A 14,014-nucleotide genomic window follows, 5' to 3' on the forward strand; every position below is an offset into this window, starting at 1 on the left:
AAATTTTATATAATATTATTCTTCAGTTGCTACTTCTTCTTCAACTGTTTCTTCTACAACTTCTTCAGTAGTTTCAAATTCTTCGTTTAATGGAGCAGTATCTTGATCAGCATTTGCTTCAACTCCTCCGTTAGCTTCGATTGCAGCGTTTGCTATAATTTGAGAAAATAATTTTACTGATCTTATAGCGTCATCGTTTGCAGGGATTTTGTAAGTTACTAAATCAGGATCTACATTTGTATCGATTAATGCGATTACAGGAATTCCTAATTTTTTAGCTTCTTCCAATGCCAAAAATTCTTTTTTGATGTCGACAACAAAAAGTGCCGCTGGCAAAGTGTTCATTTCTTTAATTCCACCGATATTTTTAGAAAGTTTTGCCATTTCTTTTCTAAGTAATCCTGCTTCTTTTTTAGTGTATGCTTCGTCTAAAGTTCCATCCGCATCCATTTCTTCTAATTCTTTTAATCTTTTTACTCTTTTTTTGATAGTTTCTAGGTTAGTTAAAAGTCCTCCTAACCATCTGTGGTTTACATAAAATCCTCCTGCTCTTTCGGCTTCTTCTTTAATAGCTTCCTGAGCTTGTTTTTTAGTTCCTACAAATAAAATTTTTCCACCATCTTCAGAAATTTGTCTTACAAATTCATAAGCTTTTTCAGTTGCTTCCAAAGTTTGGTGTAAATCCAAAATATGGATTCCGTTTCTTTCTGTAAAAATATAAGGTTTCATTTTTGGGTTCCATCTTTTTGCTTGATGTCCAAAATGTGCTCCTACTTCTAATAATTGTTTCATTGTAATTACTGCCATTACTTTTTTCCTCCTAAATTTTTTTGGTTTTTTCTCCCACTTTTCTTTTGCAACAGATTACAAAACTCGTAACACCCTATCGCAAAATAATACAAAGTGTGATTAATTCACAGTATTATAACATCGATATGTATTTTTTGTCAAATGTAAAAATAAAATTAATTAATAAAATCACAATTCTTCAACTAAAAATTTAAAAAAATCTAAATTTGAAAAAAAAGAAATATGTGGATAACCCGCAAGAATATTTTTTTTCCTATATCCACAAGTCCATTTTCTATTGTCATTTTTGCTGATTTTATAAAAAGTATTGTTTTCATTATTTTTTACTATTTCAGAATAGTGAAATTCGTGTCCTTTTAATTTTATCCCATTTTCTGTCTCAATATTTATATATCCAAAACGCTTGATATTGAGAGTTTTTCGCATTTTTATTTCCAAGTTGAAAATTCCACAAAAATCATAGATCTCACTGTTCAATAGATGGATTTTTTTAGCCAAATACATAAATCCGCCACATTCTGCATAAATTTTTGTCCCTTTTTCATATTCCTGCAAAATACTTTTTTTCATAGAAACATTGTTTTGCAGTTCCTTTGAAAAAAGTTCGGGATAGCCTCCGCCAAAATAAATAAAATTAATATTTTCTGGAATTTTTTTATCAGTAATTGGACTAAATTCATTTATTTCAAAACCACAAAATTTTAATAAGTCAATATTTTCTTGATAATAGAAAGAAAAAGCTCTGTCTCTTGCAATTGCAATTTTTTGACCACGGTATTTATCTTTTAATTTATTTATTTTTTCCCAATTCTCAAAAGTCATTTTTGGCTCAAAATTTTTTGCAATCTTTTTTATTTTTTCCAAATCCAAATATTTTTTTCCAATTTCATAAAATATTTTTTTTTGCTGTAAAATTTTGTTTTCATTCTCTTCAAATGCCAACTTTAGGCCCAAATGACGGCTTTCAAGCGCTAAATCCTCATTTTTTGGAACATATCCCAGGCATTTTATTTTCGTATACTTTTCTACCGCTTCTTTTAGGCTCGAATAATGTCTTTGTGAACTAATATTATTTAAGATGACGCCACATATATTTATTCTGGGATCCATCATTTTAAAGCCGAGTACAATAGCGGCACAGCTAGTAGAAATCGCTTTAGCATTTACAACCAAAATTACTGGAATATCCAAAATTCTTGCGACATGTGCTGTGCTAAAATTATCAAAGTCATTAGATAGTCCATCAAAAAGTCCCATAACTCCTTCGACAACTGCTATATCTTTATTTTGTGAATAAATTTCAAAAATATTTTTTACATTTTCTTCGCCAACCATAAAAATATCTAAATTATGCGACTTATTTCCTGTAAAAATTTCATGATAAGTTGTGTCAATGTAATCAGGACCCACTTTAAAAGGAGCGACATTTTCTAGACAAGACATAAGAATGCTTGTAACTGTCGTTTTACCGCTTCCGCTATTTGTTCCGGCAATCAATATTTTCTTCATTTTTTTCCTTTCTTTTTTACATAAATTAATTTTTTTAAGTTAATTTTCTCATAATATTTTCTTACGCCTTTTGTTAAATCTTTAGAGCCAGTTCAGGAACTCTTCGCCTTATGAAAAGAAAAAAAGAAAAAGATTATTAAATAAAAAAAATTAATAATCAAAAAAATTACGTTTGAAAATGTTTTTGACTCAAATGTTAACTTTTTTTAATTTATAAAAATAACTTTGAAACAAATCTAATATGTCTGATTTTCTTGTGACAAAATTTCTTTTAATATTTTTAAAACAAAATCATTGTTTTTTCTATCTTTTATAGCGAGTCTAAAATATTTTTTGCCCAAAAAAATAAAATTTGAAGCATCTCTAATTAAAATTCCGTGTTTTAGCATTTCTTCCTGTAATTTTTTAGAATCCATCCCTTTTTCAAATATTTCTTTTTTTATTTTTACTAAAATAAAATTTACTTCTGTTTTAAAGACTTCGATTTCTTTAATTTCTGATAATTTTTTAAACATATATATTTTTTCTTCTTTTATCCAATCTTCAGTCTTTTTTATGTAGTCCAAATCGTCTAATGCACAGATTCCAGCAATTTCAGCTAAGCTGTTTACACTCCACGGCTCTTTTTTTTCGTTCATTTTGCAAATGATTTCTTTATCAAAACCAATTCCATATCCAAGCCTTAATCCTGGTATTGCAAAAAATTTTGTAAACGCCCGAATCACAAATAAATTTTTTTTATTAATTTTTGTCTGAATAATTGTTTCTTTTTTCCAATTTTGGATAAATTCAATAAAAGCTTCATCCACAAGTAATTTTGCGCCTTTTTGATTACATTTTTCTAAAATTTTTTCCATTTCATCTTTTTTTAAAAATTTTCCTGTCGGATTATTTGGATTGCAAATTATAACTAAGTCATAATTTTTTTCCATTTCATTTTCAAATTTTTTTTGATTAAATTTAAAGTTTTCTTCTTCGTCCAATTTAAAATAATTAATTTTGACACTGTTTTGCAAACTTTTTACTGCTCTTTCATATTCTCCGAAAGTTGGCGATACAATTAAAACTTTTTTTAAATTTAAAACTTTTATAATTAAAAATATAATTTCTGTTGCTCCGTTTCCTAGGATTATATTTCCAAGATCAACTTTAATTTTTTCAGAAATTCTTTTTTTCAGTTTAAAATAATCTGGATCGGGATACTTTTCAATACTTTCAAAATTTTCTAAAATTGTTTTTTTTAAATTTTCTGATATTCCAAAAGGATTGATATTTGAGCTGTAATCCAATATATTTTTTATTTTTTTTTCTCGAAAAATTTTATAAATATTTCCACCATGAAAATCCATATTTAAAAAAATATGATAATTATCACATTTCTCCTTTCCTTATAAAAATTTTATAAAAAAATTATATCAAAATTTCTCTTTTTTTTCTACAAAACTAAAAATAAAGATTGTATTTTTTTGAAAGTCCTTCATTTCAACTGATTTTTAGGAAATTTTCAAAAAAATGTTAAAAGTTGTAAAATAAAGTGTTGACAAAATATTTTATTTATGATATTATATTTCTTGTCCAACGGTGATAAGAAAGCGAAAACCTTGTTGCTTAGGAACGGTGTATAGCGCAGTTCGGTAGCGCACCTGCCTTGGGAGCAGGGGGTCGTAGGTTCAAATCCTACTACACCGACCATTATTTTGCGGGAGTAGCTCAGTTGGTAGAGCGTCAGCCTTCCAAGCTGAATGTCGCGAGTTCGACCCTCGTCTCCCGCTCCATTTTATTTAAAGTTAAAATAAAATTTTCATATATATGGTGATCGTAGTTCAGTTGGTAGAGCGCCAGTTTGTGGCACTGGTTGTCGCGGGTTCAAATCCCGTCGATCACCCCATTGATATGAGCCATTAGCTCAGTCGGTAGAGCACTTGACTTTTAATCAAGGTGTCACTGGTTCGATCCCAGTATGGCTCACCATTTTGAAAATAATTTTTTGCGAGAGTGGCGAAATTGGCATACGCACTAGACTTAGGATCTAGCGTCTTTGACATGTGGGTTCGAGTCCCACCTTTCGCACCATAAAAGCCCACACAAAATAGTGGATTAATTTAGTAATATCAGCATTTCTAAAAGTTGATATTTTTTTTTGTAATGTGTTTAAAAAAATATAAAAAATTAAAAGGATTAACTCCTGATTTTATATAGAAATTAATCCTTGATGAATAATGAATAATTAAGTTTTTTATCTAATTTTTTAGGTCAATTTTACTTTTTAACAAAAGATAGCAAGAAGTCTCCGGCTTCTACAGGCGGGAGATGAATTGCTTTTTTTTGTAAAAAAAATTGAAAAAAGGATATATTTATGATATAATTTACTCAGTGAAATAATATAGAAGTAGGTAATAATAATGTCATACAATAGTAATTATCATTCAGTATTTGATATAAATTATCATATAATTTTTTGTATAAAATATCGAAGAGAAGTCATTAATGATGAAATTTCTAATAGATTGAAAGAGATTTTTGAAAAAATATGTCCGAAGTATAACATTGTTCTTAAAGAATGGGAACATGATGTTGATCATATTCATATGTTGATTAATGCTATGCCTAATACTGAACTTTCTAAGTTTGTAAATACTTACAAAAGTGCTTCCAGCAGGTTGATAAAAAAAGAATTTCCTGAAATAAGGGGAAGATTGTGGAAAGAATATTTTTGGAGTAGAAGTTACTTAGTTGTAAGTGTTGGAGGTGCACCATTAGAGATAATTAAAAAATATATTCAAAATCAAAAGGAGGTGTAATTTTATGAAATATAATTTAGCATTTAAATACAGAATTTATCCAAATAAAGAGCAGGAATTATTGATAAACAAGACTTTTGGATGTGTTCGTTTTGTTTACAATACAATTTTGTACACTGCGAATAAAATTTATGAAGAGACTGGAAAAAATAAAATAATTACACCTGCCAGTTTGAAGAAGGAAAATCAATTTTTGAAAGAAGTAGACAGCTTGGCACTTGCAAATGCTCAATTGAATGTAAAACGGTCGTTTACGAATTTTTTTCAGAAGAGAGCGAAATTTCCAAGGTTCAAATCTAAAAAGAATAGTGTTAAAAGTTATACGACAAATTGTGTGAACAATTCGATACGAATTGAAGAAAACAAGTATTTGGTTTTGCCAAAATTGAAAAAAGTCAAATTGAAATATCATAGAGAAATACCAAAGGATTATAAAATAAAGTCGGTAACATTGACAAACAGTAATGGAAATTACTATGTTTCTATTTTGACGGAATTTGAAAAAGAAATCAAAAAAAATCCAAGTAATGATAAAGTGATTGGACTTGATTTTTCAATGTCTGAATTATTTGTCAGTTCTGAAAACCAAAGAGCTGATTATCCAAAATATTTTAAGATGTTGGAGAAAAAATTGAAAAAATTACAAAAATCATTATCAAGAAAAGTAAAATTTTCTAAAAATTGGTATAGACAAAAAGAGAAAATATCAAAACTACATGAGTATATCAAAAATTGCCGAAGAGATTTTTTGCATAAATTATCGAAAAAATTGTCTGAAATATATAATGCTGTGGTTGTTGAGGATTTGAATATGAAAGGGATGAGTCAGGCATTAAATTTTGGGAAAAGTGTAGGAGATAATGGATGGGGAATGTTTTTGAGAATGCTTGAGTATAAACTGATATTTTTAGGGAAACAATTTTTGAAGATAGATAAGTGGTTTCCGTCGTCGAAAACTTGTAGTAAATGTGGAAATGTTAAAGAGGAGCTGAAATTATCAGAAAGAAGTTATAAATGTGAATGCTGTGGAATTGAAATTGATAGAGATTACAATGCGGCATTGAATATAAGAGATATTGGAAAAGAAATGTTAAAATATTAGGAAATAAAAAAACAGGGCAGGGACTGTCCGAAGAGCTTGGTAAATATATTTGGCTAACAAAAGCAGATACTTCCCAAGAAACTCCCACTTCTAAAAGCGGGAGTAGTTCACTTTTTTGGTACATATCTGAGAGTGTCCAGAATTTTGTGTAAACTCAAAATATAATATATGGTACAGGATGGTAGTTTTATCATCCTGTTTTTAAATTCTTCCTTCAAAATAAATACTTAACTGAGAGTATATTTCTCCCCAGCCTGGTATTCTTCCAGTCCATTTCCTTGTTGCTTCCTTTAAGCTTAGGTATACTGATTTCATTAATGCTTCATCTGTAGGATAAAGTGATTTTGTCTTCGTATACTTTCTTAATTGTCTGTTTAAGCTTTCTATCGGGTTTGTCGTATATATCAGCTTTCTTATCTTTGTATCATATTTAAAGTATGTTGTCAACTCATTCCAGTTACTTCTCCAGGAATTAATTACTGCCATATACTTTTTACCCCATTTTTCTTCTAGTTCATCCAGTTTAAACTCTGCCTGTTCCAGTGTTGGTGCATTGTACATTTCTTTTAAGTCTGATGTAAATTCCCTTACATCTTTGTAAGATATGTATCTTATGCTGTTTCTAATTTGATGAACCACACATTTTTGAATTTCTATCTTTGGAAATACTGAAGATATTGCTTCGCTGAACCCTTTTAAATTATCAACAGACATAATTAGTATATCCTGAACTCCTCTGTTTTTCAATTCATTTAAAACATTTAGCCAGTACTTGCTTGATTCATTTTCTCCTATCCAAAATCCCAAGACCTCCTTTCTTCCTTCCTTATCTATTCCTATAGCTAAATATACCGCCTTTTTAACAACAACTCCATCTTTTCTTACGCTGTAATGGATAGCATCCATAAAAACTATTGGGTATACATCCTCAAGCTGTCTAGACTACCATTCCCTAATTTCAGGTATAATTTTATCTGTAATTTTACTGATCATAGATGATGAAACATCAATCCCATAAAGATTATTGAGATGGTCCTCGATATCTCTGTTGCTCATTCCTTTAGCATAAAGAGAAAGAATCTGCCCTTCAATGCCAGTAATTTCTCTTTGATATTTAGGGATGATTTGAGGCTCAAACTCAGCATTTCTATCTCTAGGAATATCTAAGTTAAGATTGCCATACTCACTTCTAACAGTTTTCTTGGAATGTCCATTTCTAGCATTAGAAGTAATCTTATCTTTCATAGAATGTTTAGCATACCCCAGTTCATGCTCAATTTCAGCTTCAAGCATAGTTTGAATAGTACCCGAAAGCAAATCCTTAAGCATATCCTTAATATCATTAGTATCTTTAATATTGTAATCCTCAATCAGTGTTTTAAAAATTTCGTTGTCAATTTTCTTTTTAGCCATAACAAAAACCTCCAAATATTATATAGTTATTTTACCATATATTATCTAGAGGTTTACACAAAAATTTTTACACACCCACATATCTCATCAAATATCTTTTAATATTATCTCCGTATTCATTTTCCAAATCTTCCACGATTTCAAAATTTAATTTTTTATAGATTTTTTGTGCAGTGAAATTGTCAGTGTCAACAGTTAATTCAATTTTTTTTATTTCTAATTTTTTTAGATATTGAATTACATATCTTAACAATGCTGTTGCATAACCTTTCTTTTCAAATTTGGGCACTGTAGAGACACCGTAAATGTAAGCTAATTCTCTATCAAAACTGCTAAGAACTTCGATTACTGAAATAAGCTCTTCCTTTTCATCATTTGTTACTGCAGCAAATACTTTTCCATATTTGGCAATTGGCTTTATATTCCAATTTCCTACTGTCGCTTCTCCAAATACTTCATTTTCATGTTCCACTATTTTAAAAAGCAAGTCAGAATCTTTTTTAGCATCTAGTATTTGTATTTTATATTTTTTTTCCATAAAACCTTCTCTTTCTTATTTAATTTATTTTTTTATTTTATTCGAATTAAAAATTTTAGCTAACATTTTTTTATAATGAATCCTAATCTGAAAAATAGAAATAATATTTTTAGATAAAATTAATATAAAATTTTAATAATTGACTTTATATAGGTATAGTCCTTCGGAACTAGCCAATATTTTTTTACAGTTTTCATTTGGATTTTGCAGTCTTTTCTTTATATATTCGCTGTTTTCTTTTTCAAAGTAGACTGCAAGTGCTGAGCCAATCATTATTCTGACCATAGTTTTTAAAAATCCATTTCCACAAATTTCAATTTTTAATGTGTCATTTTCGGAATAACAGTTTATATAAAAAATTTCTCTTATGGGATTTCTATAGGCTTTGTCTTTTTTCATAAAGCTACTAAAATTATGAGTTCCTACGAATTCATCTAAAATTTTTTGAAATTTTTTTATTTCAATTGGTTTTGTAATTGGTGTGATGTATGAACTTTCAAAAGGAGTAATTTTGTCTTCTATTTTCATAATGTAGAGATAAGTCCGGCTTTTAGCGTCAAACCGTGCATTAAATGTATGGGGAACTTCTTTTACTGATAACACTTTTATCTCACCTTTTAAACTTTTATTAAGTTGGCGTTTTATCGGAATAATTGGAATATTTCTGTCAATAAAAAAATTTGATACTTGTTCATAGGCGTGGACTCCTTTATCTGTTCGTCCCGATGAAATCATATTTATTTCTTGAGAAAATGTGTTTTTTATGATTTTTTCAATTTCTCCTTGCACAGTTTTTTTCCCTTTTTGTCTTTGAAATCCAAAAAATTTACTTCCATCGTATTGATAAATCATTTTTATGTTTTTTTTCATATTTTTTCTTTCTTTTATTATTATTGTAATTCTTTTCAAATGGTATAACATATTTGAAAATAAGTCAAGAAAAAAAGATTCTAATATTTTTAATTTTTCTTTTATTGCGGTAATTTACTTTTTATGTTATACTTTTTATAATAACGTTTTGCAAACAAAAAAATTTTTATAAATGGAGGAAAGATTTTGAAAGTAAAAGATATATTGTTATTTTTTTTTATGGGTTTAATATTCAGTTTAAGTTCATTTGCAGCTGGAAATAATGAGATAATTATTCCAAAAGGGTTAAAACCTGGGGATACGATAGGGTTAGTTGCACCTGCCAATTATAAAGGGGACAATGCAATGTATGAAGTTGAATATCTGAGAAATAGAGGATTTAATGTAATTTTTGGAAGGTCATTTGATTCAAGATGGTATGGGTTTGGAGGAAATGATGCGGTAAGAGCAAAAGATATAAATGATATGTTTGCAAATCCTAGAATTAATGCGATTTTTGCAATTAGAGGAGGATATGGAGCTATTAGATTTATTGATAAGTTAAACTATGATGTAATCAAAAAAAATCCTAAAATTATTTCAGGCTTTAGTGATATCACAACTTTATTACTTGCAATTAATGAAAAAACAGGACTTGTAACTTTTCACGGACCGATGGCGGACAATTTAAAAGAAATCCCACTTACGACAGAGGAATCATTCAATAAGGCATTTATGAGCAATTCTTCGTATAATTTACTTGATTTTGACAACAGCTATACGATTATGAAAAGTGGACGTGGCAGTGGGAGAATAACAGGAGGAAATTTGTCATTAGTAGTCGCAACTTTAGGAACTGATCACGAAATAAATACAGATGGTAAAATTTTGTTTTTGGAAGAAGTGAATGAAGATAGTTATCGTGTGGATAGAATGTTACAGCAGCTTAGACTAGCTGGAAAATTAAAAAATTTAAAAGGAATAATAATAGGAGATTTTAGAAATCCCAAAAAGGCTGATCCAACAGATATGAGTATAGATGAAGTTTTTTATGATAATTTTGCAAAACTTAATATTCCTATAATTAAAGGGTTAAAATCAGGGCATGTGAGACCATTTATTACAGTACCCATTGGTGCAAATGCAAAAATTGATACATACAAAAGAGAAGTAATTATTGAAAGATCAACTAAATAAAAAAAATAGAACTGTCTAATTTTAGACAGCTCTTGTTTTTTTAATCAAAAAAACTATCCTAAAATATAAGAATAGTTTTTTAGTTATTATTTAAGAAGTCCGATTAAATTTGTCAACATGAAAGGGATAAATACTTGTCCATCAGCAAAAGGAGTTCCTTCATTTTTGTTGTAAACCAATACTAGAGCATCATTTTCTAAATAAAAGTTTGTTTTTTTCGAAACACCTTTAAATCTCTCTGTCTGAGGCAAGCCCAATTCAGCAAATTTTCCGTTAATTGCATTTTCAAGTTCTTTTTCGTAACCAGGAAGGAACAAGTCTTTTAATAATAACGGCTTACCATTTTTTAAATTGAAAGAAATACCATCAGTTTCCTTAAAGGACATTCCAGCTTTTGAATCCTTTTCAATTATGTTAAAAGCAACGCTTATAAAATAACTGTTATTTGCGGTTACTTTTGAAGTAACAGTGTAAGTTTTAGTTTTAGTTGATTTAAATTCTTGAATAAACTTTTCCATAGCTTTATTCATCTGTCTTACAATTTCTGGTTTTTTTCCAGAAAATGCAAAGTATTCAACTCTCGATTTTCCCAAAACTTTTGTTCTTTTTAATGGAGTAATTCCACTTTCTGATTCAGGCTCAAAATTTGCAAATGTAAATGTTGTATCCACTTTTTCTTTTTGTTTTGCAAATGATAAGTTAAACATTAGTAATGCCATAAATAGCAATGTTAATTTTTTCATTTTATAATCACCTCAAAAATTTTTTTCGTTTGGTATATTATATACTAAATTTGATAAATAATCAAATATATTATTTTTCTATTTGCTTGACATTATCTTTAAAAATTATTATAATTGTGGTATAAATAAAAATTGAAGTATAAATAAAAAAAGGATGGTATGAAAATTAATGAAAAAAATAGGGTTGCTTATACTTGTTATGCTTTGTCTGGTAATAATGATGAAATTTGTAAAAGTGGAAAAAGTTGAGAAAAATACTAAAACGAAAGAACAAATAATGCTTGAAACTAATAAAGTAAAATACAATAAACATATAAGGTTTTATAATAGAATTTTAAGCATAGACAAAGGACTTTTGTATTATTTTGAAGATGCGGGAATGGAAAAAACAATTGATAAATCGCAGTCAGAAGATATAGAATTGAATATTCCAATAGACCAGGAATTTATAAATAAATTAAAAGAGCTGAAAGAAAGTAATGAAAAAAAGGATGAATTGGACAAAAAAGCGATAGCTATGTTACCAGTACTAGAAAAAATGTTGCCTATCAGTGAAAGTATGAAAAATTATTATCAAAGCAAACGATATTTGCAAGATAAGTTTTCTTTAGGAGAAGTTTTACATAGACAACTGCTTGAAAATCTTGATAAGTACAACAGTGTCGCAAAAGCTTATAAAGAGGCTTTTGAGAAAAAATCAAAAGATATAAAAAAAATGATGGAAAAAGATTATGATAAGAGAAAATTATTTATCACGCAAAAACAATTGGTTTACATAGATAATGGGGAAGATTTTATTGATGAAATTCGGAAACAGCAATTGGATGCAAGTAATTTCACTGATAAAGGAAATGTGAAAAATTTCAAGAAAATATTTGATAAAATTAATAAATCACTACTAAAACTTGAAAAAAGCATAAAAAATGAAAAACAGTTGAAAAAAGAGGGATTTGATTTAAATGATCATGCCGCGTTTATTGAGAAAGCTAAAATCTTTAAAGAATCAGCAAATAAATTTATGACAAAAATTAAGAAGAAACAAAAGGCGACTTATTCGTCAGCGAGCGATGGATATTTTGCACAGACAGAAGAAGGAACACCTGAAAATGTGGTAGCAACATTTAACGAAGTTGTGAAAGAACATAACAAACTTTTAGCAAAACAGGCAAAACAGGCAAAAAATAAAAAATAAAGAAATATCTTGTGAGATCAGTTACTGATTTTACAAGATTTTTTTGTTAACTGAAAAATTAAAAAAATTTATAAAATCAAATGATAAATATTATTTTTACTATGTTTTTCATGTATATCTCAGTGTTGTATTTAACTATAAAATATACCAATAAAAAAGTTTTAAAAAAATTAAAAAAAAGTCTTGACAAAAATTAAAAAATATATTATTATATATTTGTGATTAGCACTAGTAACCTTTGAGTGCTAACAAAAAGAAAGGGTGTTAGGATGAATGAGAGAGAGCAATTAATTTTAAAGGCGATCATCAAACATTATTTAGATTTTGGTGAAAGTGTTGGTTCGAGAACACTTGAAAAAAAGTATAATATTGGTGTGTCGTCAGCCACAATTAGAAATACGATGGCAGATTTAGAGGACAAAGGGTTAATTGTAAAAACTCACACATCTTCCGGAAGAATACCTACAAGTGAGGGATATAGGCTTTATGTCGAAGAACTTTTAAAAATAAGAGATATTTCTCAGGAGGAAAAAGAAAAAGTCTTTGAAACTTACAACAAAAAAATAAATCAAATAGATGAAATTTTTGAAGAGACTTCAAGGTTGTTGTCAAAAATTAGCCAGTATGCAGGAGTGGTATTAGAGCCGTCAATTCGGCAGGAAAGTATAAGAAAAGTTCAATTTGTGCACATAAACGATACAAATGTGTTAGCCGTAGTTGTGATGGATACGTTTTTGACTAAAAGTCTTAATATTTATTTGGAAAATCCTGTAACTGAAGAAGAAGTAGACAAGATAAACAATTTTTTAAATGAAAAAATAAAACATAGTAATTCAATTTTTACATTATCAGATTTAAAAGAGTTTTTGACTAATTTAGATTTGTTTATTCCAGAAGAATTGGAAGAAGAGCAAAATTTAAATGAAGGAAAATTATTTTTTGAAGGAAGTTCAAATTTATTTGAAAGTAATGATATAGTAAAAATTGTAAATAGAGCGAAATTGTTTAACAGTCCAAATGATTTGAAAAATATTTTTTCTCAGTTTATTCAAATGGATAAATACAAAGATGGCGAAGTAAATGTTATTTTTGGAGAAGATTTGGGAATTGCTGGACTAGAAGATTTTTCTTTTGTGTTTTCAGTTTATACTTTTGGAGATGCTAAAGGAATGATGGGAGTAATCGGTCCAAAGCGAATGGAATACTCAAAGACGGTTGGACTTGTTGAATATGTTTCAGAAGAAGTACAGCATTTATTGAAAAAAAAATAAAGAAAGTGAGAGGGTTATGGAAAAAGAAAAAGAAGAAAAAGTTAACGAAGAATCAAAAGAAGCAGTAGATCAAGAAGTTGAAGCAAAAGAAAGTGAAACTGAAACTCAGGAAGGACAAAAAGAAGAAACGCCTGAAGCAGTGATTGCAAAACTTGAGGCGGACTTGGAAGAGTGGAAAAGCTCTTATACAAGAAAGTTAGCTGAGTTTCAAAACTTCACAAAAAGAAAAGAAAATGAAGTTGCTGAAATGAAAAAGTATGCTTCTGAAGGAATCATCGTAAAATTATTAGATAATATTGATAATTTAGAAAGAGCTGAAAGTGCTTCTGCCAAAACTAAAAACTTTGATGCATTGGTTGAAGGAGTGAATATGATTTTGAGAAATTTAAGAAATCTTTTGACTGAAGAAGGTGTTGAAGAATTGGAAGCAGCAGAAGGCGTAAAATTTAATCCTTACGAACATCAAGCGATGATGACTGAAAATGTTGAAGATTTGGACAACGATGTTATAGTGAAAGTGTTTCAGAAAGGATATAAATTGAAAGGGAAAGTTATTAGACCAGCGATGGTTACAGTAAATAAAAAATAA

General features: G+C 28.6%; 12 protein-coding genes, 5 tRNA genes and 1 pseudogene. 11 read left to right on the forward strand and 7 right to left on the reverse strand.

The genetic code is table 11. From position 1 onward, the window contains the following. Positions 1-15: 15 nt before the first annotated feature. From rpsB to cobD, 3 genes are all read right to left on the reverse strand, one after another. Complete coding sequence (rpsB, locus tag AXF11_RS07245; protein ID WP_068156482.1) at positions 16-807, reverse strand: 30S ribosomal protein S2; 792 nt, start codon at positions 805-807, stop codon at positions 16-18. Positions 808-978: 171 nt separating this feature from the next. Beyond that, on the reverse strand, positions 979-2,319 hold the full coding sequence (locus AXF11_RS07250) for a cobyrinate a,c-diamide synthase (RefSeq protein WP_068156485.1): 1,341 nt from the start codon (positions 2,317-2,319) through the stop codon (positions 979-981). A 236-nt stretch (positions 2,320-2,555) separates the two neighbouring features. Then, entirely contained in the window at positions 2,556-3,668 is a 1,113-nt protein-coding gene (gene cobD / locus AXF11_RS07255) for a threonine-phosphate decarboxylase CobD (protein WP_068156488.1), read from the reverse strand. A 266-nt stretch (positions 3,669-3,934) separates the two neighbouring features. Between cobD and AXF11_RS07260 the strand changes: the two genes are divergently transcribed. From AXF11_RS07260 to AXF11_RS07290, 7 genes are all read left to right on the forward strand, one after another. Continuing rightward, a tRNA-Pro gene (locus AXF11_RS07260) sits at positions 3,935-4,011 on the forward strand. 7 nt (positions 4,012-4,018) lie between these two features. Beyond that, positions 4,019-4,094, forward strand: a tRNA-Gly gene (locus AXF11_RS07265). Positions 4,095-4,131: 37 nt separating this feature from the next. After that, positions 4,132-4,207: transfer RNA gene (locus AXF11_RS07270), tRNA-His, on the forward strand. Between the two features lie 7 nt (positions 4,208-4,214). After that, positions 4,215-4,290: transfer RNA gene (locus tag AXF11_RS07275), tRNA-Lys, on the forward strand. 18 nt (positions 4,291-4,308) lie between these two features. Then, positions 4,309-4,392, forward strand: a tRNA-Leu gene (locus AXF11_RS07280). Positions 4,393-4,721: 329 nt separating this feature from the next. Beyond that, positions 4,722-5,120: an IS200/IS605 family transposase gene (gene tnpA / locus AXF11_RS07285; protein ID WP_068156490.1), complete on the forward strand. Its 399-nt coding sequence runs from the start codon at positions 4,722-4,724 to the stop codon at positions 5,118-5,120. Between the two features lie 4 nt (positions 5,121-5,124). Beyond that, a complete protein-coding gene (locus tag AXF11_RS07290) occupies positions 5,125-6,222 on the forward strand; it encodes an RNA-guided endonuclease TnpB family protein (RefSeq protein WP_068156493.1) in 1,098 nt (365 codons plus the stop codon). 201 nt (positions 6,223-6,423) lie between these two features. On the opposite strand, the pseudogene AXF11_RS07295 reads toward AXF11_RS07290, so the two are convergent. The 3 genes and pseudogenes from AXF11_RS07295 to truA all read right to left on the reverse strand — a co-directional run bounded on the left by AXF11_RS07295 (position 6,424) and on the right by truA (position 9,043). Further along, positions 6,424-7,635 (reverse strand): annotated as a pseudogene (locus tag AXF11_RS07295) (IS256 family transposase). Between the two features lie 67 nt (positions 7,636-7,702). Continuing rightward, a complete protein-coding gene (locus AXF11_RS07300) occupies positions 7,703-8,173 on the reverse strand; it encodes a GNAT family N-acetyltransferase (RefSeq protein WP_068156495.1) in 471 nt (156 codons plus the stop codon). A gap of 132 nt (positions 8,174-8,305) precedes the next feature. After that, positions 8,306-9,043: a tRNA pseudouridine(38-40) synthase TruA gene (truA, locus tag AXF11_RS07305; protein WP_068156498.1), complete on the reverse strand. Its 738-nt coding sequence runs from the start codon at positions 9,041-9,043 to the stop codon at positions 8,306-8,308. Positions 9,044-9,229: 186 nt separating this feature from the next. On the opposite strand from truA, the gene AXF11_RS07310 reads away from it, so the two are divergent. Beyond that, positions 9,230-10,219 (forward strand): S66 peptidase family protein, encoded by a 990-nt coding sequence (locus AXF11_RS07310; protein ID WP_231724671.1) that lies wholly within the window; start codon positions 9,230-9,232, stop codon positions 10,217-10,219. Between the two features lie 86 nt (positions 10,220-10,305). On the opposite strand, the gene AXF11_RS07315 is transcribed toward AXF11_RS07310, so the two are convergent. Beyond that, entirely contained in the window at positions 10,306-10,962 is a 657-nt protein-coding gene (locus AXF11_RS07315) for an RsiV family protein (protein ID WP_068156505.1), read from the reverse strand. Positions 10,963-11,131: 169 nt separating this feature from the next. Between AXF11_RS07315 and AXF11_RS07320 the strand changes: the two genes are divergently transcribed. From AXF11_RS07320 to grpE, 3 genes are all read left to right on the forward strand, one after another. Continuing rightward, a complete protein-coding gene (locus tag AXF11_RS07320) occupies positions 11,132-12,154 on the forward strand; it encodes a DUF3829 domain-containing protein (RefSeq protein WP_068156507.1) in 1,023 nt (340 codons plus the stop codon). Positions 12,155-12,423: 269 nt separating this feature from the next. Further along, positions 12,424-13,425, forward strand: coding sequence for a heat-inducible transcriptional repressor HrcA (gene hrcA, locus AXF11_RS07325; protein ID WP_068156509.1), 1,002 nt, complete (start codon positions 12,424-12,426; stop codon positions 13,423-13,425). A 16-nt stretch (positions 13,426-13,441) separates the two neighbouring features. Further along, a complete protein-coding gene (grpE, locus tag AXF11_RS07330; protein WP_068156511.1) occupies positions 13,442-14,014 on the forward strand; it encodes a nucleotide exchange factor GrpE in 573 nt (190 codons plus the stop codon).

The sequence above is a fragment of the Leptotrichia sp. oral taxon 847 genome (assembly GCF_001553645.1).
In the GTDB taxonomy this organism is placed as follows: domain Bacteria; phylum Fusobacteriota; class Fusobacteriia; order Fusobacteriales; family Leptotrichiaceae; genus Leptotrichia.

Coding starts and splice junctions, on each gene's coding strand:
- tnpA (WP_068156490.1), top strand. CDS start 4,722: ATGTCATACAATAGTAATTATCATTCAGTATTTGATATAAATTATCAT.
- AXF11_RS07315 (WP_068156505.1), bottom strand. CDS start 10,962: ATGAAAAAATTAACATTGCTATTTATGGCATTACTAATGTTTAACTTA.
- hrcA (WP_068156509.1), top strand. CDS start 12,424: ATGAATGAGAGAGAGCAATTAATTTTAAAGGCGATCATCAAACATTAT.
- AXF11_RS07300 (WP_068156495.1), bottom strand. CDS start 8,173: ATGGAAAAAAAATATAAAATACAAATACTAGATGCTAAAAAAGATTCT.
- truA (WP_068156498.1), bottom strand. CDS start 9,043: ATGAAAAAAAACATAAAAATGATTTATCAATACGATGGAAGTAAATTT.
- cobD (WP_068156488.1), bottom strand. CDS start 3,668: ATGGATTTTCATGGTGGAAATATTTATAAAATTTTTCGAGAAAAAAAA.
- AXF11_RS07250 (WP_068156485.1), bottom strand. CDS start 2,319: ATGAAGAAAATATTGATTGCCGGAACAAATAGCGGAAGCGGTAAAACG.
- AXF11_RS07320 (WP_068156507.1), top strand. CDS start 11,132: ATGAAAAAAATAGGGTTGCTTATACTTGTTATGCTTTGTCTGGTAATA.
- rpsB (WP_068156482.1), bottom strand. CDS start 807: ATGGCAGTAATTACAATGAAACAATTATTAGAAGTAGGAGCACATTTT.
- AXF11_RS07290 (WP_068156493.1), top strand. CDS start 5,125: ATGAAATATAATTTAGCATTTAAATACAGAATTTATCCAAATAAAGAG.
- grpE (WP_068156511.1), top strand. CDS start 13,442: ATGGAAAAAGAAAAAGAAGAAAAAGTTAACGAAGAATCAAAAGAAGCA.